The sequence below is a fragment of the Paenibacillus sp. Y951 genome (assembly GCF_056786395.1).
In genome coordinates this window covers 196,112-219,419 of record NZ_JBXCIY010000009.1, presented here as the reverse complement: position 1 = coordinate 219,419, position 23,308 = coordinate 196,112, and the positions used below count along the sequence as shown (strand labels likewise).

The 23,308-nt window shown below is 39.1% G+C and carries 18 protein-coding genes and 1 pseudogene; 11 read left to right on the top strand and 8 right to left on the bottom strand.

The window, feature by feature from the left end; genetic code table 11:
* Positions 1-1,573 (top strand): collagen-like triple helix repeat-containing protein (locus AC1TPB_RS15025; protein WP_482077244.1); only part of this gene is annotated, 1,573 nt, incomplete at its 5' end.
* A 150-nt stretch (positions 1,574-1,723) separates the two neighbouring features.
* Here the strand turns inward: AC1TPB_RS15025 and cysI are convergent.
* Positions 1,724-3,463: an assimilatory sulfite reductase (NADPH) hemoprotein subunit gene (cysI, locus tag AC1TPB_RS15020; protein WP_482077243.1), complete on the bottom strand. Its 1,740-nt coding sequence runs from the start codon at positions 3,461-3,463 to the stop codon at positions 1,724-1,726.
* A 78-nt stretch (positions 3,464-3,541) separates the two neighbouring features.
* On the bottom strand, positions 3,542-5,374 hold the full coding sequence (locus tag AC1TPB_RS15015; protein ID WP_482077242.1) for an assimilatory sulfite reductase (NADPH) flavoprotein subunit: 1,833 nt from the start codon (positions 5,372-5,374) through the stop codon (positions 3,542-3,544).
* 365 nt (positions 5,375-5,739) lie between these two features.
* Between AC1TPB_RS15015 and AC1TPB_RS15010 the strand changes: the two genes are divergently transcribed.
* Positions 5,740-6,303, top strand: a complete 564-nt coding sequence (locus tag AC1TPB_RS15010) for a hypothetical protein (protein WP_482077241.1) — start codon at positions 5,740-5,742, stop codon at positions 6,301-6,303.
* 224 nt (positions 6,304-6,527) lie between these two features.
* Here the strand turns inward: AC1TPB_RS15010 and AC1TPB_RS15005 are convergent, their stop codons facing one another.
* Both AC1TPB_RS15005 and AC1TPB_RS15000 read right to left on the bottom strand, forming a co-directional pair.
* Positions 6,528-7,199: an SOS response-associated peptidase gene (locus tag AC1TPB_RS15005; protein ID WP_482062026.1), complete on the bottom strand. Its 672-nt coding sequence runs from the start codon at positions 7,197-7,199 to the stop codon at positions 6,528-6,530.
* A 140-nt stretch (positions 7,200-7,339) separates the two neighbouring features.
* Positions 7,340-8,068, bottom strand: a complete 729-nt coding sequence (locus AC1TPB_RS15000) for a helix-turn-helix transcriptional regulator (RefSeq protein WP_482062025.1) — start codon at positions 8,066-8,068, stop codon at positions 7,340-7,342.
* A 293-nt stretch (positions 8,069-8,361) separates the two neighbouring features.
* On the opposite strand from AC1TPB_RS15000, the gene AC1TPB_RS14995 reads away from it, so the two are divergent.
* A complete protein-coding gene (locus AC1TPB_RS14995) occupies positions 8,362-8,493 on the top strand; it encodes a hypothetical protein (protein WP_482077240.1) in 132 nt (43 codons plus the stop codon).
* 8 nt (positions 8,494-8,501) lie between these two features.
* On the opposite strand, the gene AC1TPB_RS14990 is transcribed toward AC1TPB_RS14995, so the two are convergent.
* Positions 8,502-9,065 (bottom strand): hypothetical protein, encoded by a 564-nt coding sequence (locus AC1TPB_RS14990; protein ID WP_482077239.1) that lies wholly within the window; start codon positions 9,063-9,065, stop codon positions 8,502-8,504.
* A 94-nt stretch (positions 9,066-9,159) separates the two neighbouring features.
* On the opposite strand from AC1TPB_RS14990, the gene ilvA reads away from it, so the two are divergent.
* The 5 genes and pseudogenes from ilvA (at position 9,160) to AC1TPB_RS14965 (ending at position 13,029) form a co-directional block, all read left to right on the top strand.
* Positions 9,160-10,428, top strand: coding sequence for a threonine ammonia-lyase IlvA (gene ilvA / locus AC1TPB_RS14985; protein WP_482077238.1), 1,269 nt, complete (start codon positions 9,160-9,162; stop codon positions 10,426-10,428).
* Between the two features lie 48 nt (positions 10,429-10,476).
* The gene (locus AC1TPB_RS14980; protein ID WP_482077237.1) at positions 10,477-11,046 is read left to right on the top strand and encodes a TVP38/TMEM64 family protein; all 570 of its coding nucleotides are present in this window, start codon (positions 10,477-10,479) and stop codon (positions 11,044-11,046) included.
* A gap of 165 nt (positions 11,047-11,211) precedes the next feature.
* On the top strand, positions 11,212-11,682 hold the full coding sequence (gene mscL / locus AC1TPB_RS14975) for a large-conductance mechanosensitive channel protein MscL (protein ID WP_482077236.1): 471 nt from the start codon (positions 11,212-11,214) through the stop codon (positions 11,680-11,682).
* Between the two features lie 456 nt (positions 11,683-12,138).
* Positions 12,139-12,714, top strand: a pseudogene (locus AC1TPB_RS14970) (TraX family protein); the annotation flags it as partial.
* Positions 12,715-12,810: 96 nt separating this feature from the next.
* On the top strand, positions 12,811-13,029 hold the full coding sequence (locus AC1TPB_RS14965; RefSeq protein WP_482062019.1) for a hypothetical protein: 219 nt from the start codon (positions 12,811-12,813) through the stop codon (positions 13,027-13,029).
* Between the two features lie 54 nt (positions 13,030-13,083).
* Here the strand turns inward: AC1TPB_RS14965 and AC1TPB_RS14960 are convergent, their stop codons facing one another.
* The 3 genes from AC1TPB_RS14960 to AC1TPB_RS14950 form a co-directional block, all read right to left on the bottom strand.
* Complete coding sequence (locus tag AC1TPB_RS14960; protein ID WP_482077235.1) at positions 13,084-13,788, bottom strand: response regulator transcription factor; 705 nt, start codon at positions 13,786-13,788, stop codon at positions 13,084-13,086.
* 124 nt (positions 13,789-13,912) lie between these two features.
* Positions 13,913-17,749 (bottom strand): response regulator, encoded by a 3,837-nt coding sequence (locus tag AC1TPB_RS14955; RefSeq protein WP_482077234.1) that lies wholly within the window; start codon positions 17,747-17,749, stop codon positions 13,913-13,915.
* A 278-nt stretch (positions 17,750-18,027) separates the two neighbouring features.
* Positions 18,028-19,464, bottom strand: a complete 1,437-nt coding sequence (locus AC1TPB_RS14950) for an HD-GYP domain-containing protein (RefSeq protein WP_482077233.1) — start codon at positions 19,462-19,464, stop codon at positions 18,028-18,030.
* Between the two features lie 198 nt (positions 19,465-19,662).
* On the opposite strand from AC1TPB_RS14950, the gene AC1TPB_RS14945 reads away from it, so the two are divergent.
* The 3 genes from AC1TPB_RS14945 (at position 19,663) to AC1TPB_RS14935 (ending at position 23,203) form a co-directional block, all read left to right on the top strand.
* Complete coding sequence (locus AC1TPB_RS14945; RefSeq protein WP_482077232.1) at positions 19,663-20,709, top strand: peptidylprolyl isomerase; 1,047 nt, start codon at positions 19,663-19,665, stop codon at positions 20,707-20,709.
* Positions 20,710-21,152: 443 nt separating this feature from the next.
* Positions 21,153-22,136, top strand: coding sequence for a beta-ketoacyl-ACP synthase 3 (locus AC1TPB_RS14940; RefSeq protein ID WP_482077231.1), 984 nt, complete (start codon positions 21,153-21,155; stop codon positions 22,134-22,136).
* 35 nt (positions 22,137-22,171) lie between these two features.
* On the top strand, positions 22,172-23,203 hold the full coding sequence (locus AC1TPB_RS14935) for a peptidylprolyl isomerase (protein ID WP_482077230.1): 1,032 nt from the start codon (positions 22,172-22,174) through the stop codon (positions 23,201-23,203).
* Positions 23,204-23,308 lie beyond the last annotated feature (105 nt).

Genomic DNA, 23,308 nt, shown 5'->3' with positions numbered 1-23,308 from the left:
TCACGGCGCGACTGGAGCCGATGGTGCGACTGGAGCTGACGGCGCGACTGGAGCCGATGGTGCAACTGGAGCAACTGGTGCGACTGGCGCGGATGGTGCGACTGGTGCGACTGGAGCTGACGGCGCGACTGGAGCCGATGGTGCAACTGGAGCCGACGGCGCGACTGGAGCCGACGGCGCGACTGGAGCCGATGGTGCAACTGGAGCAACTGGTGCGACTGGAGCCGACGGCGCGACTGGAGCGGATGGTGCAACTGGAGCGGATGGTGCAACTGGAGCTGACGGCGCGACTGGAGCCGATGGTGCGACTGGAGCTGACGGCGCGACTGGAGCCGATGGTGCGACTGGAGCTGACGGCGCGACTGGAGCGGATGGTGCGACTGGAGCTGACGGCGCGACTGGAGCGACTGGAGCGGATGGTGCGACTGGAGCAACTGGTGCGACTGGAGCGGATGGTGCAACTGGAGCAACTGGTGCGACTGGAGCTGACGGCGCGACTGGAGCGGATGGTGCAACTGGAGCAACTGGTGCGACTGGAGCTGACGGCGCGACTGGAGCGGATGGAGCAACTGGAGCGGATGGTGCAACTGGAGCAACTGGAGCTGACGGCGCGACTGGCGCGGATGGTGCGACTGGAGCAACTGGTGCGACTGGAGCTGACGGCGCGACTGGAGCCGATGGTGCAACTGGAGCAACTGGTGCGACTGGAGCTGACGGCGCGACTGGAGCCGATGGTGCAACTGGAGCAACTGGTGCGACTGGAGCCGATGGTGCGACTGGAGCGACTGGTGCGACTGGTGCTGACGGCGCGACTGGCGCGGATGGTGCGACTGGAGCTGACGGCGCGACTGGTGATGCTGGACCTACTGGTGCGACTGGCGATGCTGGACCTACTGGTGCGACTGGAGCGACTGGTGATGCTGGACCTACTGGTGCGACTGGAGCGACTGGTGATGCTGGACCTACTGGTGCGACTGGCGCTACCGGTGATGCTGGACCTACTGGTGCGACTGGCGCTACTGGTGATGCTGGACCTACTGGTGATGCTGGACCTACTGGTGCGACAGGCGCCACTGGTGCTACTGGCACTGGGTTTATCGAAGGTTTCTCAGCCTTTAATAGTACTCTCGCTGTTGCCGGAACGACTCAAATTGACGACTGGAGTGTAGCTGCACCTTACTTCAACTCAGGAGCTTTTGACGCAACTACCGGAACCTTTACTGTACCTGCCACAGGAAGATACAACTTCGAAGCAACAATAAACTACTCAACAACTGCTGCGCTTACAATTTCGCTAGGTGCGGGCGTAGATCCTTACTTGGTCATTCGTCGAATAGCTCCTACTACTACAGATCTAATCAGTGGATTATTCCCTATATTAAACGTAAACGTCGCATTATTACTAACTTTAAGAGCAGTTCTAGGAAATGGTACTGTAACATTGGCAGGAGAAGTAGAATTAACTGCAGGAGAAACTGTTGGTTTATTCTATGAAGCTGACGGTCTAACAATTGGACTTGATTTGGGTGGAACTGGTAATGGTATTGTATGGTCTGCTCAACGCATAACTTAACTCATTTAGTCTCATTTAAAAATTAATTCTATGTAATTAATTTTTATAGTCTAGATGAAAATCTTATCTGCAAAAAATAAAAAAGGTGTCTTGTAATTGGGGTTGGTTTAGTTTATCCAACTTTATACAAGGCACCTTTTTTCATTTTAATTATGCGCTATGGAAATTAGTTCCGTCTGTAGTAGCTTTAATATATTGTGTACGAATAACAAAGTCACCAAAGTTTTCATTCGGTTCACGATCTTTCGCATAATGCTCAATAATTGGCTTTAAGGTTGAAATAATCTCTTCTTCACCAATATTCTCTTTATACATTTTATTCAATCGTTCACCAGCAAATGCGGCACCCAAATACATATTGTATTTGCCTGCTGCTTTACCAATAAAGGAGATTTCGCCTAGCGCGGGACGTGCACAGCCATTCGGGCAACCTGTCATACGAATATTGACCTCTTGATCTCGCAAACCATTTTCCTCAAATATCGGATCAAGTTTATCAAGTAATGATGGCAAATAGCGTTCTGCTTCAGCCATAGCTAATCCGCATGTTGGTAAAGATACGCAAGATAGTGCATTACGACGTATACCTGACAGCTCTTCACCTACCGTTATCCGATATTGCTTCAGCAGCTTCGCAATGGTTGCTTTTTGCTTAGCTGGTACATTACCAATCATAATATTCTGGTTGGCAGTTAGTCTAAAATCACCCTTCAATACTTTAGCAATTTCTCTAAGACCAGTCATTAGCTCATAATCTTCTGTATCTGCAATTCGACCACTACGTACAAATAGAGTCACATTCCACGTTCCATCATAGTTTTTCGACCAACCATAGCGGTCACCACTACTTTCAAAATGGTATTCACGCGCTGGTTGTAAGGACCAGCCAAGTCTCTCTTGTAATTCTTCGACAAACCAATCAAGACCATGACGATCAATCGTATATTTGAAACGAGCATTTTTACGTACAGAGCGATTTCCGTAATCACGTTGGATCGTAATAGTTTTCTCGGCAATCTCAAGCACTTGTTCGCGCGTAACAAAACCGATTACTTTACCCAGCTGTGGATACGTATTATTATCACCATGAGACATCCCCATGCCGCCACCGACAGTTACGTTATAACCAACAAGTTTTCCATTTTCAACGATAGCGATGTAGCCCAAATCTTGAGAATATACATCAATATCATTGGATGGCGGAACTGCGATACCAATTTTGAACTTACGTGGTAAATATACATGCCCGTAAATCGGCTCTACCGGATCAACCGGTTCGCTATAAGGTTTATTCGGATTTTCAAGTTTTTCACCATCTAACCAAATTTCATGATAAGCAGGTGTACGTGGAGCAAGATGCGTTGTCAATTTTGTCGACATTTCGAATACTTCCTCATGTACTTCTGACTGATGCGGGTTAGGATTACACATTACGTTACGATTGACATCACCGCATGCCGCTAATGTCGTTAACAACGAATCATTAATTTCTTTAATCGTAGATTTCAAATTCCATTTCAATATACCGTGCATTTGAAATGCTTGACGCGTTGTAACACGCATCGTATGATTACCATACTTTTGCGCTAGATCATCAAGCACTAACCATTGCTCAGGAGTAGCTACACCGCCAGGAGTAACAATACGCAGCATGAATTGAAATGCTGGCTCTAGCTTTTGCTTTTCACGTTCATTACGCAAATCACGATCATCCTGCATGTAACTGCCGTGGAATTTCAATAGACGATTATCTAGTTCAGTTAAACCGCCAGTCACACGATTTCTCAACTGTTCCGCTAATGAACCACGCAAATATTTACTTTCTACTTTTAAGTCCTCTACATCACTTGGCTTTCCACCAATTGGTTCAACCTTATTTTTGCTTGTCATTGCGAGAATCCCTCCCGATAGCTTATGCCGACCATACTTTATCACATTAATTTTTTACCCGATTAATTGTTTATATAATTAATATACATCACGAAGATAACGTTCTTCTTCCTGCAATTGTGCTATATATGCTACTGCTTCTTCTTCACTAACATTACGCTCTTGCTTAACGATTTGAATTAAAGCTGCATGTACATCATGCGCCATATATTTTTCATCACCGCAAATATAGATATAAGCGCCTTCTTCGAGCCAAGTATATAATTCTGTAGCATGCTCTAATAATCGATGCTGTACATATACTTTCTCTTTCATATCACGCGAGAATGCTACCTCAAGCTTCGTTAGTACACCGTCAGCAAGCATCCGTTGCCAATCCGTCTGATATAAGAAATCGGTCACATAATGACGATCTCCATAGAATAACCATGTTTTTCCGCCAACGCCAGTCTCTTCTCTTTCTTCTAAGAAAGAGCGGAAAGGCGCTACTCCCGTTCCTGGACCAATCATAATGACTGGTGCATCCGCATTGGTAGGCAACTTGAAGTTTGGATTGGTTTGTACGAATACAGAAACTTGATCGCCGACTTCCAACCGCTCAGATACATATACTGAGCATACGCCTTCACGAGCTCGACCATGAGCTTCATATTGTACTTTTCGGATCGTTAGATGAACCTCTTCTGGGTGAGCTTTGATGCTACTTGCAATCGAATATAATCTTGCAGGTATTTTGCGTAAAGTTGTTGGAACATCGCTCGGTTGCAATGAAAATGGTCCATAATCACGAACTAGGTCAAGTAGATCACGACCTTTAACGTATTCTCTCACTGACGCTGCATCTGCTAATAAACTAGTAAATTCACTAGTTGTCGCATATAGTGCAAGCTTCTCAAGCAAAGTTTTGGAAAGCACTGTAATCTCGAATTGTGAAGTTAGTGCCTCTTCTATCGTAGAAGTAATACCGTCTTTATTCGTAACGGAATCCTCACTAGACCAGCTTAAAGCTGCTATTAGATCTTGTACAAGTCTCGGATTATTATGAGGTACAATACCTACAGCATCTCCTGGTTCATATGTTATACCTGATCCTTCTAATGATATTTCAAGATGTCGTGTTTCACGATCCGATCCACGACCATTCAAATTAATGCTTTCAAGTAATTCCGCCTGGAATGGTCGATTACGAGTATAATCCGACTGTTCTGAGACAGGAACAGTAACAGAGACTGTATTTCCTATAGTCGTGACCACAGTAGTTGCAGCTTGTATATTGTTCACAACGGCATCGATCCAACCGCTTGCAGCTTCTTCAAAATCAACATCACAATCAACACGTTCTGTAAGTCTCTCCGCTCCTAATTGTTGTAATTTCTCATCAAAATCTTGACCTGTTTTACAGAAAAATTCATAGGATGTATCGCCCAGTGCAAGCACTGAATATTTCAAGCTATCTAGCTTAGGCGCTCGCTTGCTATTAAGGAAGTCATAAAATGAAATCGCGTTATCGGGTGGATCGCCTTCTCCGTGTGTACTAACCAACACGAATAAGTTAACTGCTTTTTTCAAATCATTAGGCTTAAACTTATTCATAGCAGACAATGTTATATCAAAACCAATAGCTTTCAACTTCTCAGAAAGTCTACCCGCAAGACGCTGTGAATTACCCGTCTGAGAACCAAATATAATGGTCGCTTCTTTCGGTATAGTAATTACTGGCTGAGCAGCAGGTGCTTCTTGAACGGATGTTGCTACTACAGAGTTTAGATTGATTGGTGCTGTCCCCGTACGATAAAATGCTAAATAACCACTTAACCATTGAATTTGTGCTTCACTTAATGTAGGAAGTAATACATTCAAATGCTGAATCTGTTCTTCTGAAAACGGACTGTTCGTGACTAATAATTGCAATCTATACACCTCGCATCGATACTATGAATTAATTCCTAGCATATTACTCTGAATTATTCTCTCATTTCAAATTACCACAGAGTGAAACTAGGGTCAATAAATACTGTAACTTTTTTCCTATAAGAAATATTGAAGCTACTACTACAGTTTCCTTATAGCTCAGTAATGGCGCTAGTTTAATGCGACGAACGAGTGGGTTAAAGGCTACGTTTAAGACTGCTACAGGCGTGCTTCGCTGTTCCAATTGGGGGGCGCCACGATAACAAATCACTGTTACAATCGCTGTTGTCCTCGGATTTATCGTTATAGCATTAGTAGTATAAATCCGAGGAGAAAACGAACACTATCGTTCTTTAACAACAATTTTGGCGTTACAGACACATATTTCTAACTACTATCGCTCTGTAACGCCAATTTTGGCGCTACAGACATACATTTCTTACTACTATCGTTCTGTAACGCCAATTTTGACGTTACAGACATATATTTCTAACTACTATCGCTCTGTAACGCCAATTTTGGCGCTACAGACATATATTTCGAACTACTATCGCCCTGTAACGCCAATTTTGACGCTACAGACATATATTTCTTACTACTATCGCTCTGTAACAACAATTTTGGCGCTACAGACATACATTTCTAACTGCTATCGTTCTGTAACGCCAATTTTGACGTTACAGACATATATTTCTAACTACTATCGCTCTGTAACGCCAATTTTGACGTTACAGACATATATTTCTAACTACTATCGCTCTGTAACAACAATTTTGGCGTTACAGACATACATTTCTTACTACTATCGTTCTGTAACGCCAATTTTGACGTTACAGACATATATTTCTAACTACTATCGCTCTGTAACGCCAATTTTGGCGCTACAGACATACATATCGAGATTGAACTTGATGAGTATCCAAATTTAGGGGGGGCGAACCGTTTTTATAGTCTATCAAGCGAATACGTTGGATTTCTGCGCATTTTCGCCAGATGAGCTCTCAGCGCGGATTACGGAGCAAACAAAAATAGCCTTTAAGTGAGCTGCTCGCGTACAAGTATCTCACTTAAAGGCCTATTGTAGTTTTAATTAACAACACATATCTTGATTTTCCTGTTCACGGTTTTTGTTCGTAATTAAAATCCGTGAAGTTTAAGCAAAATCAATACCAAGCTCACGTATACAATCTGGAGATTCATACTGATCATCATATACAGCATTAGTTACAGGGTACGATCTTAACATGTAACTTTCTAGATGTGGTAAATGCATTTGCAGCAGATCATAGTTACGTGCCTTTGGATCGAGCCACGCTTCGACTCCCTCTTCATCTAATACAATTGGCAAACTAGGCTGCCAACTCGCCATAGTTCCAGTCGTTTCAGAAGTTAGCATCGTGAATACTCGTATCTCTTCTCCTTGGGCATTACGAAAGCGATCAAAAATTCCTGCTACACCGAATAGCGGTTTACCTGGAAGCACAATATGCATAGCCCTTGGATCTCTTTCTAATCCAACTTGCTTCGCACCATAAAAGCCTGTACAAGGAACAACACAACGATTACGCATCACTAGTTCAAACAGAAATGACTTTCCGCGCACAGCTTGCTTCGTTGTATTCACTGCATCGCGCGCCCAATAAGGAAACAGTCCCCAACGTGCATCCTGCAGGACACGCTGCTCATGACGATCATTCATAACAATAGTAACATGTTGAGTAGGGCTTACATTATAGCGCTGTGCCTGAGTTTGTAATACTTTGGTTGCCTTAAATTGTTCAATCACATCGTATATTTCTGCCTGTAGTGAAAATCGTTGAACCATAATAAAACCTCCTGAACTATTCACACTTCGCTATACCATTCGAATAAACCGAATAGCCTCATCAGAAGTGTAAAAGTTGTACAATTCTGAGTTGATGTAGGAAGTATTTGTAGAAAGGAGGTAAATTATTCATGGCAACCCTAATGCGTAAACTTCTTACGATATCTCAGCGGTGATAACCCCACCTGATTGGCAAACAGTCTGGAGAAATGTGCCGTCTGCTTAAAGCCCGATTCGATTGCTATTTGGGCGATTGACCAATCCGTCTTAATAAGTAATAGCTTGGCTTGGTCGATTCGATAATAGAGTAAATATTGTTGTGGCGTACAATCGAATACATCACTCATACTACGAGTAATATAGTTAATATGTAGTGCTAACGCATCACTTAATGTTTGATTACTAATTGACTGACGATAATGACGTTTCAAATAAGCAGCCGCTTTTTCTGCCACAACTACGGATGCTTTAGCAGTATCACTTCTCCAGCCTTCATCGAGCATTTGTAATAAATGTAGAAAGCGTTGCTGACGATCCCAAAAGGCAGCATGAGAACTATTTCTAGCAGCTTCATGTAAAGCCTCTAGCATTAATCGCATTTCCGTAGTAGCTTGTAGCTTCACATGCTTAGGTACACGAAGTGCATAAGTATAGTAATCCCCTCGTAATGTCCCTTGCTCATAGCTTTCCACTTCTTCCCACGGTCCAGCAGTTTGGAAATGTAGCCAATCAAATGTTGTACGACTTGTACACGGTTCGTACGAATAATGCCAAGCATCTGGACGCAGAATTAATACCTCTCCAGCATGTAGTTCCCATCTATGATCATCTTCTGCAATATACAGACAGCCCTCTCGAACATATAACATATCAAAAATACCAATATTTGCACGATTAGGATGTTCTTCTCCTGCCTCGTAAGTATGAGAATTAGATTCAATAAAATATGGAAATGGTGGTGACTTAAACGTGAGTAATAACGATGATTCCAGATCAATCTCTCCTCTTGCATATGCCTTACATTATAGTCTGCCTTACAAATGTTACTGCATGACTAGTTATTTGTCTACTGACTTCCACAGCTATGAAAATACGTCAACTTTAGCTTCTCATTCTAGCGTTTATCATTTTTCTCGCTTACCTACAAGTACAAGTTCAAAAAGTGGGATTTCAGAACCGAGAAGATGAAGTGCTACTTGTGGAAGGAGGAAACGCAAGTGTACGTTATTGGTACACGCGGCCCGGACTTCCCAAGTTCACTTCATATTCGATGCCGATTAAGCTCCTTGCATGACTTCGTTATCAAAGTCCGCTTTTTGAACCACCTCTATTAAACAGATTTAATTGTAGCTTAATGACGATCTCTCTACCTTCATTAATTAGACTTGAAATGGTAACGATAGAATCCGTTTCATCATAGATCGGTACGACAATAGTTTCTAGCCATGAAGTAGGCAATGAGATATCTTTAACTGAAAGTGATTGTGGTAATAATTGTAGCCCAGAGCCGTCCCATTGTACGTCATATGCAACATAAATTTCAGCGTCCAGCTTATTATAAAGCGTCACATTTAATACTGCATATAAAATATTATGCTCAACATAGAAATTTGCACCATTAATATACGTATAAGCATTAAGCTGTTGATCCATACTTTGTTTGATTAATGAATCAATTTCTTGCTCAGATAAGCGAACCTCGTTGTTGAGATTAGTAACCATATTCACTATCTTCTCTTCAACATTAATGGATGTATATTCCATCGTCAGTTGTTGACTCGGACTTATATACTGCTTCAAAGCAAAGATAGTAGCTACGACTATAACAATGATAACGATAAACGTTATAAAAATTTTCTTCTTCAACTTTTTTCACTCCTCTGTATTGTGTTATACATAATGATATAATAGTACAATCGTATACACTCAAATCAATTAACATAAAGGCAGGTTTTCATAGATGAACTCATGGGATGATTCCAACGTCAAAATACAACTAGAAGAAATTGTACAAGCTCATATGCACTTAAAAGATGTTATTGCACACACACCACTTCAATATAACCGTGTATTATCACAGCGCTATAACTGTGAGGTGTACTTAAAACGTGAAGATTTGCAAATCATTCGTTCATTCAAAATTCGCGGAGCTTACCATCTTATTCGTTCATTAACAGAACAAGAGGGACTAGTTGGAGTAATATGCGCTAGCGCCGGTAATCATGCACAAGGCGTTGCTTACTCCTGCCACGCTCTAGGAATTAAAGGTAAAATTTATATGCCTAGCACTACTCCTAGCCAAAAAGTGAAGCAAGTGCAGTTTTTTGGTGGAAATAATGTAGAAATTATACTAAAAGGTGATACATTTGACGATGCTTATAATGAAGCAATGATTGAATGTGAGCGTAGTGGATACGCCTTTGTTCATCCTTTTGATGATCGTATGATTATTGCAGGTAATGGTACTGTTGGTCAAGAGATATTGAATGATATCGAACATAGTCCTGATTATGTGTTCGTCACCGTTGGTGGTGGCGGTCTTGCAGCAGGCGTAAGCTCTTATGTAAAAAGCATTTCTCCTTCTACGAAAATGGTTGGTGTAGAACCTGAAGGCGCAGCATCGCTACAGCTAGCTTTAGCTCGTAATGAAGTCGTGACATTAGAACAGGTTGATAAATTCATCGATGGTGCCGCAGTAAAACGAGTGGGTGACCATACTTTTGCAATTTGCAAAGAACTGCTCGATGATGTAATTTCAGTTAATGAAGGCAAAGTATGTACAACTATTATTGATCTATACAACGAAAATGCCATTGTTGCTGAACCGGCTGGTGCACTTACTATTGCTGCGCTTGATCAGTATAGTGAACAAATTAAAGGGAAAACCATTGTATGTGTCGTTAGTGGTGGTAATAATGATATCGATCGAATGCAAGAAATTAAGGAACGTTCCCTTATCTATGAAGGCTACAAACACTATTTCATGCTTAACTTCCCTCAACGAGCAGGAGCGCTGCGTGAATTTCTAGATCAAGTACTTGGACCAAATGATGATATTACAAGATTTGAATATACGAAAAAATCTAATAAAGATAACGGACCTGCACTCGTTGGTATCGAATTAAAGTATCGCGAAGATTACGCCTCATTAATTGAGCGTATGCAGACAAAGGGCTATCAGTTTGTTGATCTCAACAAAGATCCCATCTTATTCAACCTTCTAATCTAAAGTTAAAGAATCAAATTCTAATTGTGTGTGAGAACGGAGAAACTTAGCATGACCTTAGAGCAAATTGAACAATTTTTGAAAAGCTTGTCCAGCCTTGGTCCATTACCAGGAATTCTCGTCCCTTTCTTTGAAGCTTTCTTGCCTTTCCTCCCGTTAATTGTAATTATTGCAGCTAATGTCAATATCTACGGCATTGGTTTCGGGATGCTGTTTTCTTGGATAGGCATTATGGGAGGCGCAATTTGTATATTTCTAATCTGTCGTAAGTATGGCAACAAACTTGGAGATCGCTTGCAACGTCGATTCCCATCTATGAAGAAAATTTTCGGATGGGTAGAGCATAAAGGCTTTACACCGTTATTTCTATTGTCATGTTTCCCATTTACACCATCTGTATTAATAACGATCGTTGCAGGGCTAAGTAAATTACCATTCCATACTTTTCTCGTATCCTTCGCATTAGGTAAAGCTGTGATGGTCTTATTTATCGGATTAATTAGCTTCGATATCGCTAATCTCTTCGAAGCTCCTTGGCGTATTGTTGCCTCTATCATTGGTATAATCATTCTTTGGCTGGGTGGAAAAAGATTGGAAAAACGATACAATTCCAAAGCTTAGTATCGCATATCTAAGTAGCCGATACACTATAAAATTGTTGAAAAAGTGGCCTATCAATGCTAGATTGAGGAAATAGATAATAAAAAATTTGAATTATGCTTTCGCAGCTACTTTTTATTTTCGAGAATCGCATTAACTAGCTAATAAAAAGTTTTGGGAGGAATTGTGTTGAAGATATTACAAGAGTTTAAAGAGTTTGCAGTAAAGGGGAATGTTATTGATCTAGCTGTCGGTGTTATTATCGGTGGAGCGTTCGGTAAAGTTGTAACTTCTCTCGTTAATGATATTATTATGCCACCAGTAGGTGCACTTATTAATAACGCAGATTTCAAAGATTTGATGATTCCGATTGGAGAAGCGCCATCGCTAGACGATGGATCAGCCGGAGTACAACCAGGAATTTACATCGGTTCATTTATTAATACGATATTAGATTTTCTAATTGTTGCACTATGTATTTTCTTTATGGTTAAAGGGATTAATCATTTACGTCGTATAACGGAAAAAGAGAAGGTAGCGGAAGTTAAAGCTCCTACAGAAAAAGAATGCCCTCATTGCTTATCCCAAGTTCCTATTAAAGCAACGCGTTGTAAGCACTGTACGTCTCATCTTGTCAATTCAACGATTACAGAATAGAGAAATAGCTTCAATAAATAGGCTTTGATTAAGCTGGAGGTGTTAACCTCCAGCTTTTTGAATTATTACAAGCTTTCGATGTCGAATACGCTACGAAGCCAATCATCGTGCTCATAAGCGAATGTTTTGAAATACCTCTTCAAATAAAGGTTCAAAAAGCGGGCTTTCGAAAATCGAGAAGATGGAGCGCTACTTGTGGGAGGAGGAAGCGCAAGTGTACGTTATTGGTACACGCGGCCCTACAATGTTTCTGCAAGCAACATACATCGGAAGCTTATGCTATACTTCCCAAGTTCGCTTCATATTCGATGTCGAATAACCTACGTCAGCATAATCATCGTTATCAAAGTCCGCTTTTTGAACTACATCTTACGGAAGGAGATTATACTATGCAGTGGCTTGCTATGCTCACCATGCTGATCGATCATATAGGAGCAGTCTTTTTTTTTTCCACAAGAGCATACACTAAGAATAATAGGCCGTCTATCGTTCCCGCTCTACGTGTATCTGATGGTTGTCGGCTATCAACGCACTCGAAGTTTTAAGAAATATGTGCTGCGCATTGGTCTACTCGCTCTTATTTCTCAGCTTCCTTATCAACTTGCTTTTGATGTATTACACCTTAATGTCATTGCCACATTATTAATATGTCTTCTTACATTAAAAATGCTAGATATGAAGAAGCTGCCGCTAACTATTAGAGTACTAGCTACAATTGCTGGAGTTGTATTGCTAGAATTGATTCCGTTTGATTATGGCGCATATGCTTTAGTTCTTATGCTGATTTATCGTTACTTGTCATCAACAGCAATGATAACCATTCATTTTATCGCTGAGATCATATTTATGGTTTACAATTCGTGGCTGGTACAATTCTTTAGTATGATCATCACTTATGTTATAGCGTTCAAACCGAATATAATTCAGATGATTAATCAATGGCGTACCCCAAGCTGGTTATGGCGAAGCTTCTACCCACTTCATCTCGCTATCTTAGCTTTCATAAATTACTATATTCATTTGTTAGATTAGTATTAGAATAATAAACACTATTTAAACTCTATATTCATGTCCTCTTAAATCTATTTACATATAATAAAGATATAAAGATTTAGGAGGCCATCGTATATGGTTAAAATAATTACTTATAAAAGTCAATCCGTGCCTGTCTTCTGTGCAGCTGAGAAATCACATAACTATCAAAGACTTAACAATAAATTAAATGAACTTGAATTTGATTTTGCATTCCGCAAAAAATGGAAATCTATTAAATCTGTGGAAATGGTACGTGATGTAGCTATTCTGCAATATAATGACGGTACGAAGCTTTACTTGGAGGTTTCATAGTTTTGATAGAAAATAGCGCTAAGAAGAGAAAGTAAACTTCTAGCGCTATTTTCATTATATACTCGGGGAATACTTGTAACCAAATCCCCATACTGTTTTGATAAGCTGTGGTTCTCTTGGATTTTGTTCTATCTTCTTTCTTAAATTAACAATATGCACATCTATGGATCGATCCGTTACAAATGAATCAAAGCCTCTTAATGTACTTATTAACTCTTCTCTACTAAACACCTTTCTAGGTGCCGACAAAAATAATCTCATAATTTCATATTCTGAAAAAGTTGTTTCCACTGGCTCTTCACGTACAATTAATAGACGACGTTCATGATCTAGACGGATCGCATCTGCATATTTTTCGACAGTCACTTCCATATTACTAGCTAGTGTATCGATTGTTTGAATGGAGCGCCGAATGAGTGCTTCTACTCTTGCAGTTAATTCATGCATGCTGAACGGCTTGCACAAATAATCATCTGCTCCAGCCTTTAATGCTTGAACTCGTTCAGAAACTTCACTTTTCATAGATAGAATCATAATAGGCACGTTAGAAGTTAATCGTATTTCCGTACAAATTGAAATACCATCAATATCTGGCAAGATAAGGTCTAATAAAATAATATGTGGACTAAAGTGAAATGTCGTATGCAGACCAGTTGTCCCATTGAATGCTTGCTGTACTTCATAGCCCTCTTCGGTTAAGTACATCGACAACATGTTATTCATCATAACGTCATCTTCAATAATAAGAACCTTATACATTCACGTCACCCTCACAGTATGTTGCACATTATAAAACGTAAATAGGTTAATAGATTATAACTATAATAATACAATATCCTGCACTCGTCCTCAATCTATTTGTTAGATTATTATGAGGAAATTGTTAAATGTTATTAGTTTCACTTAACACTTTACTCACTTGTTCTTCAAAAAGGATGATTTCATAGTCAATCATCTCCAAATTTCGACCAATTTTGTCAATTTTCTTTTCTTTTGTTAGCTGTTCGCCGACCAAGGCAAGATCATATAATGTTGGTGCTGACAAATAACTCGATGCACCTTTCAACGTATGAAATGCCCTACTGATTTCCTCATATTGCTCTAGTGCTAGATAGTTTTGCATGCGAGAGACAAAGTCTGTATATTCTTCGATAAATTGCTTTAACATATGAATATAAATATTAACTTTACCATTCAACCGCTCTATTGCTGTATCAGCTTGTACGACTGTGAGTAATAACAATCGTTGCAATACTCGCTCTTGCTCTGAAATACGATGTCCACTTTCATTAGTAGCTGCCGCAAGATTTGGCGTCGATGTATAGCTATCAATAATATACTGAAGTTGTTCCATCGACATCGGTTTCGTAACTACAGTGTTCATACCTATTAACATATACTGCTCATGATCAGAAACGAGCACATTAGCTGTAAGTGCGATAATTGGCAGATTATGATACTTGGGATTACTTCTAATTTGTCGCACTGCCTCCATACCGTCCATTTCAGGCATATGAATATCCATAAATACAAGATCAAAATCTTCTTCTTCTAAGCATGCTATCGCTTCGACACCATTACTCGCGACCGTCACATTACAATGACAATGCTTTAGCATTTCAACGGCAACAAGTTGATTCACCTTATTGTCTTCTGCAAGTAAAACGTTAATTTTCGTTGCAATGATAGCTTCATCTTCTTCCGCGATCACCCGGGCTTTTATGCGTTGCGGTTCTCTTTCTTTCTCCAATTTAGGTTGGAAAGCCTCAATAAATCGCATTTCCGTAATCGGCTTCGTCAATATTCGTTCTGGCTGTTGATCTCCAGCCAGCAATAGCAATTCTTCTCGACCAAATGCAGTTGTAATGACAATCATTGTAATTCCTTTGCTTGATGCCTCGTTATGAAAATCAATCCATGTTTCCATACCATACATATCATTCATTTCCATATCAAGCATAATAAAGGTTGGATAAGCGCCCTCACCAGATCGAAGTAATCTGTAATAAGCCTGCTTCCATGTTTTCATTCGAATAGAAGGAACCTTCTGAAAGGCTAGCCACTTACTCCAATAATCTGCCATAATATCACTATCTTCAACGATCCAAACTAAGCGATCTAATGGCTGAGTAATGAGGGATTCTTCCACCGTCTGTTGATGTTCTACTTTTAGGAACGGTAGTTCAAACGTAAACGTACTACCTTCTCCATATTTACTCTCGACAACTAATTGCCCTCCTAATAATTGAACGAGATCCCGAGATATGACCAACCCTAATCCAGTTCCACCGTATTTCCGTGTAGTAGAGGAATCCGCTTGTGTGAATGGCTTGAACAAATATTGTAGTTGCTCGTCACTCATCCCTATGCCCGTGTCCCTTACAGAAAATTTCAGTACGATTCGCTCATCCGTTTCCTCGGTAATGACAATATCTAGCTCAACAATTCCTTGTTTTGTGAATTTGATCGCATTAACACAAAGATTAGATAGTATTTGTTCTAATCGTAATGAATCACCTAGCATATGGATTGGAATTTGTGGAGCAAGCTCTATTTTGAATTCAAACTGCTCCTTCCCACCTAAAAATACACTTAACTGATCTGCCAAATGATTCATAATATCTCGTAATTTAAATACAGTAAAGTCAGGTTCGATCATATTCACTTCAAGCTTCGAGAAATCAAGAATACTAGTGATAATATTCAATAGCATATCTGATGAGTCTTTCATACGATTAGCATACTCACTCTGCAGGGCATCTAATTCTGTCTTTTGTAGCAGCTGCGACAACCCAATAATCCCATTCAATGGGGTTCTAATCTCATGACTCATTAGCGCAAGGAAGTTACTTTTCGCTCGACTAGCTTCTTCTGCAGATTTAGTTGCTTGTACCAATTGCTCTTGAATTTCTACTTGCTCTGTAATATCTCGCGAAATACAAGAATACATAAAATCACCATTATACGAATCTCGATGTGCGACAATAACTATTGAGACATTAATATGTTTACCTTTACTGTTATGGAATTGTGCGTCTACTTCAAAAAATCCATGTTTTTTTGCCTGTATACAACCTCGTACTAATATTCGGTACAAATGACTAGGCAAATACTTCGATATTGCTTGCATTTCCCACTCTTTATGTTCAATTCCTAACATTTTTTTGCCTGCTTCATTAATATAGATAAGTTGTCCATGTCGATCTACAGATGCAATCAAATCCATCGCTGCTTCAACAATAAGCTGTAATCTATTTCTTACATTTTCAATTGCTCTTTGTTCTGATAGATCAGTCATTATTGCAATAATTCCTGTTAATTTCCCATTTCTATCCGTCAAGCTACTAGAACGATTATAGACTGGAACTCTTTTCCCATCGCGTCTGAATATCGATAGTTCAAAATCATAATTAGAATGCTGTTTGCGCAACTCTATAAACAATTCTACCCCTGGTTGAATTTTCCGGCCAAGCTGCTCAGATAGTTCCTCTGCTCTTAGTTTCACTTCATCCAAATCCATAAAATGTAGTGGTGTAAATTTCCCTACTAGCTCTTCACTGGAATAGCCTAAAAGTTCTTCCCCAGCCTTATTAATGTAAGTAATATAATATCGTTCATCCATAACGACGACTGGACTTTTATTTTGATTAATAACGGCATCCAGTCGATTAAACATAACTTGTAATCGTCCCATCATACCATTAACAGAGTTAGCTAAATTCCCGATTTCATCATTACTGTTTGCATCGAGATGTTCAGCATCAAATGATCCTTCAGCCGCTAATTTCGTCACACGTAATATATCTTGTAATCTAGTAATAATAGATTCAAAATAAATATAAAAGACCAGTGCAATAATGATGACAGCTAAACCAATGGTGACCATTATTCTCCATAACGTCGGTGCAGCCATCTCTTCTAATTCTGAAGAATCGATTACTTCAATAATGATCCAATTCGTATCTTTAATTTGTTGATAAAACAACATAAAGGATTGACCCTCTATATCGAATTTCATACTTCCTGAAGTATTAGCATTTTGACCAATCGTGATATTTTCCAGTTGCCTATGTAATTGCTCCATAACATGCGGATCTATTGAACCGGAATCATTTGCAAACAAAAGCTCGCCTTTATTGTTATACAAATATAATTCACCTTCGTCGATTTGCAATGATTCTACATAGTTGGCAGCACGGAATTTATACGATACATACATCGCACCGATAATTTTCTCATTATCAGAATATACAGGCACGGCAAGAAAGCTTTCCAGATCATTAGTGACCGCAGACAAGTACGGATCAGTAATAATAATCTCTCCGTCAAGCACTGGGAGAAAGGCGGATGTATCTTCAAACTTTTCGGGTATTTCGTTAAGAGTTGTAACTTTTCCAGTCATGTCAAAAAAACCAATTTGATCATAATAAAATTGGTTTTTTTGTTGCTCGTTTGCTAAATATTTCATAATTTCATCGACCTGTCCCGATTTCATCGCTGCAGTACGACTCATCACAAGTACTTCAGCAATACGGGTATTAAGCCAAGCATTCGTAACAAAAGAGCGACTTTCTTGCTTCAACAGTACTTTTTCAATTTCTGTCTGAATCATATCTTGCTTGACTGTATAATAATTATATAGACCAGCAATCAGTAGTGGAACTAGTGAAATAATAACAACAATAATAATGCCTTTAGTTCGTAAGGATAACCGATTCAATTGCAGCCCTCCTAAAACTTTTTGTAGCTGCCTATGTAACTTCTTAGCTAACAAAAAGTCACTTCGGAAGCATATAGCGGTTGTTCAAAAAGTAATCTTTGATAACGAAGTGATGCAGGAAGCTATATCGGCATCGAATATAAAGCGAACTTAGGAAGTCCGGGACTCATGTACCCATTACGTACATTGGAGTGTCCTCCTTCCTCAAGTAGCGCTTGATCTTCTCGGTTCTGAAAGCCCACTTTTTGAACATGTACATCTAGTAAACTTTTTGTAGCTTAGCTTAAAACTCGCTTCATATCGAGATGATTGGAAAGCATTTGTGTAAAAAACTCTTTCTCATCTTCAACAATCTTTTTCCAAGCTGCAATACATTGTGGATCAAAATGACTTCCGCTATCTGCTAGTAAAATATTCATCGCTTTTTCATGTGACATTGCTGTTCGGTAAGAACGAGAAGAGGTCAATGCATCATATACATCTGCCACCGCCGTTACTCTAGCTACTAACGGAATATCTTCTCCACCAAGTCGATCAGGGTATCCCGTTCCATTCCATCTTTCATGATGAGAACGTATAATCGCTAACTCTTCAATCATAAATCCTACTTGCTTACACATATTATAGCCATCAACCGGGTGTTTCTCGATAAGCTTTCGTTCTGAATCTGTTAGTTTCCCTGGTTTATTCAATACATAATCAGGAATATGTAATTTGCCTACATCGTGAACGAGTCCACCTTGTGCAATAGATTTCAACTGCGTGGAAGAAAGTCCTAATTCTTCTCCTAGCTTCAAAGCATATACTGTCACTCGATAATTATGACCAGCTGTATAGGCGTCTTTACTCTCCGTTTTTATAACTAAATCCTTCACGCTTGGTGTCAAATACGTCTGAATCCAACTATCGGGATCTGCGCGATACAATCTCTTAACAGACACTGATAATGATTCTCCATGTTTATATTCCCCAATAATCATTAACGTTACAGCGATAACAGACAGGAATAATAAAATATGATAACCCCACCATCCCAAATTACTTGGAGATGTTGTAATTAGTACGATCTGTGCAGTGTTCATCCAACCGGTGCTATAGACAAGCGCCAATTGAAGCGAAAATCGAGAAGCCATATATGTAATAAGATGTCGATATACTGTCCATGTATTGAACAATAGAATAGATAATGTGAATAGACGTTTTCCAAATTCACTATACATAAAGTCTAGCAAATGATGATCGGGAAACACCCAAATTAATGTTCCTAGCACAACTAATAGCGCACACCATGTTGGTAGTAACAATGTTTTTTTAGTTGTAAGCCAACGAACTAAGCGATGATCAGCAGACAATGAACTAAGCCATAGCCATATCGATGAAAGCACCAAGCTTAACTGAGCATAAATATAACTATTTTGCAGATGCTCATTCAACAATGCCGGTAAAGCAAGACCATGTAATAAGAGCATCGCTGCCAAAGATGCATACGCTAGCGACACAAATATTAATTTAATATTTCTCACTTGTTGGGCGACTATTCCGATGGCTACAGATATGACAATAGCCAGTATCGCAACTATTGCTATAACTACTATTAATGAAGAAATAGTAGTTGATGGATTAGCTAACTGCAGTGAACTTATCCAAAAATATAATAGTATAGGAAAAACCATAGTCATTCCTAAGAGTAACAACACGAACTTCCTTGAACGCACGGCATTTCCTCCCACACTCTAGTTATATCTATCTCTAAGTATTAGACCAATTATACATCATATTAATAGGAAGCAATATATCTATCTGAACCCGTCCGTTCCAGCTTTTATTGAATTTAATGTTATATTAATGTTTTTCATTGTAAAATTTGATATAGTAATAGCATATCTTTTATATATTGAGAGGGGCTTTAAGTAATGGACAATAAAGAAACGCAATCTTCAGGAGTGTCTAGTAACCAAGAGGTTGCGGGAAAAGAAGCTGTAACATCTAATCAAGCTATGGCTTCAACATCAGGAGTACTAACTTCTGCAGCACCAGTAAAAGGCGGTAGCAATCCGATTTGGATGATCGCAGCAATTGTACTTGCTATCGTACTCGTTGTCGTTATAATTTTCCCATTAGGCGGAAAAAGTACAACTATCGCTTCCGTAAATGGAACGAAAATTACAAAAGAAACTTTCTTCGATAATTTCCAAGAACTCTCTAGTGCAGACGTTAATAGCATTTTAGATAATATGATTACTGAAGAAGTTCTAAATCAAGAAGCTAAAGCAAAAAATATTACCCTTACAGATAAAGATGTTACAGATGAAATCGCAGCAATGAAACTTGATATTGGTACTGATGAGGCATTCAATTCCTTCCTTGCTAATTATGGCATGACAGAAGATGATTTGAAAAAACAATTAGAAACTTCTGTTTTATTGCGTTTATTACTTCAATCGACTGTTACAGTTACTGACGAACAAGCAGAAGCTTACTTCGAAGAAAACATAGCTACTTTGGGTGGCACTCCAGAGCAAGTTCGTGCATCTCATATCCTTGTAGAGGATAAAGCTACTGCTGATGATATTCTAGCTCAATTGAAAGATGGTGCTGATTTTGCAGAACTTGCTGCGACGAACAGTACTGATCCTGGTTCAGCAGCTGCTGGCGGCGATCTAGGATTCTTCGCTCGTGAGAAAATGCTTCCTGAATTCTCTGAAGTTGCATTCGCACTTGAAGTTGATGAATTAAGCGAACCAGTTCAATCAACATATGGTTACCATATTATTAAGAAAACAGGTCACAATCCAGAAACTGTAGTTACATTTGATATGATCAAAGATTCCATTAAAATTAAACTTATTAACGAAGCTGTTTATCCAACTATTAGCACTTATATTGAAGAATTAAAAACTAAAGCTAAAGTTACAAATAATTTAACTCCAGCTGCACAAGCTGGTACACCTGTCGAATAATTGAAAACAATTAATTTATTACAAAAAACTAGCATGATAAGAGAGAAGTCATTACTTCCTTCTTACTCCTGCTAGTTTTTTTGTGTTGGGGTACGCTATAGTCGTAACGAAACATTAGCCGCTTACGACAAGCTTATTCATAACTATTAACGGGATTCACATTTTCCATCTTAATATTAATACTTGATACTAGTACTTGGTACTAAATGTGTGCTACAATAATTACAACGAATAAGTTAGGTTATGCTTCCGTTGCTACTTTTTGTTATCAAGATGTACTTCAGGAAGCTACAAAAAGTTATAGCGTATGCTTTCGACGCGACTTTTGGTTGCAGGAAGCACTTCGAGGAAGCAATAAAAAGTTATAGGTTATGCTTCCGTTGCTACTTTTTGTTATCAGGATGTACTTCAGGAAGCTACAAAAAGTTATAGGAGGTGTTGTTATGCATCAATCCAAAGCTAAAATTACTGCGATCGGTTCATATGTCCCTGAGCAAATAATGACAAATCAACATTTAGAAAAACTTGTAGATACGAATGATGAATGGATCATTAGTCGTACTGGTATCAGTGAAAGACGAATAGCTAGCAAGCATGAATACACAAGTGATATCGGCTACCAGGCTGTACTAGATCTAATGCAACGATATAATAAAACGATAGACGATGTAGATATGATCATTACATGTACCTTCACTCCAGATTTCAAGACGCCAAGTTCCGCTAACCTTATTCAAGCAAAGCTAGGTATACAGCAAGCTGGTGCAATCGATCTTAATGCTGCATGCGCTGGCTTTACTTATGGACTGCATATGGCGAACGCTTTAATCACATCTGGACTACACAAAAAAGTTCTTGTTATTGGGGCCGAGACATTATCTAAAGTTACTGATTATACTGACCGCTCAACATGTATCCTATTCGGAGACGGAGGCGGTGCCATGCTAGTTGAGTATGATGAACATAATCCCAGTTTTATGGCATATCATCTTGATTCAGAAGGCGATAAAAGTCATAATCTATATGTTACTGGTCTCTCTTCCTCTATGAATGAAGAGCAATTGCAAGCTACGGAAAAAATCGTACAAAATGGACGTGAAGTTTATAAATGGGCAGTGAGCTCTGTGCCAAAAGGAATAGCTAGCTTACTACAGAATGCCAATATGACTCTCAATCAAATGAATTGGTTTGTTCCTCACAGTGCCAACCTTAGAATGATAGAATCCATCTGTGAGCGTATCCAGTTTCCTTTGGCGAATACATTATATAGCCTCGTACATTATGGCAATACATCGTCAGCTACTATTCCGCTAGCGATCGATCTCGCGGTAAAAGAAAACAAAATTAAAAGAGATGATCATTTACTACTTTATGGATTCGGTGGTGGCTTAACTCAAGCTGGAATTATTATCAAATGGACGATATAATAACTCATTATATGCCGTGAAGGGAGTACTGTTCGATGAACCATTATGAACCCTACCATTACGATGGTCAGCCCAATTATCAAGCTCCATCCAAAGCACCATCCTACGGTTGGATCATCTCAACGATTATTTTGAGCTGCTTACTCATTATTGCAATTTTTGCGATTGTACTATTACTTGTTAGATCATGGGTCTCTCCTGAAAACGACTATCCTCCTGTAGCTATCGTTAATGAAGTTAAAATTTCCGAGGAGAAATTGCTTGATTCGTTGATTGATTTCTATCCTGATCTATTGATTGATGAAATCGATCTTCTAATTGAGAACGAGGTTGTTGCTCAAGAAGCCGCTAAACAAGGAATTACACTTACCGATCAAGATTTGCTCGATCAATTAGCTGCTTCGAAAATAGATTATGGTACAGAAGAGGAATTTCAGGATTATCTTGATTATTATGAAATGACAACGGATGACTTCAAAAAAACATTAGTTATTCCAACAATGACACGATTACTTTTACAACAGCATATTTCCGTAACGGATGAAGAGATTTCTACTTACTTTGAACAAAATAAACAGAAAATTGGACTTTCTCCTGAACGCATTCGTGCCTCACAAATTGTTGTAGATGATCTTGAACTAGCGAATCAAATAATAACAGAACTCCATAACGGTGCTAGTTTTATCCGATTAGCGCAGCAGCATAGCACAGATTACTCTGCTGAAGATGGAGGAGACTTGGGGTACTTCACCTATGATGAGATGGATGAAGAAATATCAGAGGTTGCATTTGCACTAGGCATTAATGAATTAAGTGATGTCGTTTCAACCTACTATGGTTATACCATTATTTTGAAAACAGAGCATCAACAAGCGATTCCTGCTCAATTCAAAAATGTACAGCATGCAATAGAAATTAAACTAATTAATGATCACATTTATTCAGACTATAGTAATTATGTCGACGATCTTATTTTCCAATCCAATGTGTGGAGTATTATTGAATACGATGAAAGACAGTACGAAGAGGATATAGATCCTTTTACTAATCCTGTTATTAACCTCTAACATAATTGATCCGTCCCTCTTAAATGATGATGTTTACGATTTACAACAGTGCTATAATGAACAAAGATCACTTAAATAATTATGATCACTTCAGCAAGATCGAAA

Bases quoted from the DNA above. Each gene is read 5' to 3' on its own strand.
- ilvA (WP_482077238.1), top strand. From the start codon at position 9,160: ATGAACTCATGGGATGATTCCAACGTCAAAATACAACTAGAAGAAATT.
- AC1TPB_RS15000 (WP_482062025.1), bottom strand. From the start codon at position 8,068: ATGTTATATGTTCGAGAGGGCTGTCTGTATATTGCAGAAGATGATCAT.
- AC1TPB_RS14965 (WP_482062019.1), top strand. From the start codon at position 12,811: ATGGTTAAAATAATTACTTATAAAAGTCAATCCGTGCCTGTCTTCTGT.
- AC1TPB_RS15005 (WP_482062026.1), bottom strand. From the start codon at position 7,199: ATGGTTCAACGATTTTCACTACAGGCAGAAATATACGATGTGATTGAA.
- AC1TPB_RS14980 (WP_482077237.1), top strand. From the start codon at position 10,477: ATGACCTTAGAGCAAATTGAACAATTTTTGAAAAGCTTGTCCAGCCTT.
- AC1TPB_RS14945 (WP_482077232.1), top strand. From the start codon at position 19,663: ATGGACAATAAAGAAACGCAATCTTCAGGAGTGTCTAGTAACCAAGAG.
- AC1TPB_RS14960 (WP_482077235.1), bottom strand. From the start codon at position 13,788: ATGTATAAGGTTCTTATTATTGAAGATGACGTTATGATGAATAACATG.
- cysI (WP_482077243.1), bottom strand. From the start codon at position 3,463: ATGACAAGCAAAAATAAGGTTGAACCAATTGGTGGAAAGCCAAGTGAT.
- AC1TPB_RS14935 (WP_482077230.1), top strand. From the start codon at position 22,172: ATGAACCATTATGAACCCTACCATTACGATGGTCAGCCCAATTATCAA.
- AC1TPB_RS14940 (WP_482077231.1), top strand. From the start codon at position 21,153: ATGCATCAATCCAAAGCTAAAATTACTGCGATCGGTTCATATGTCCCT.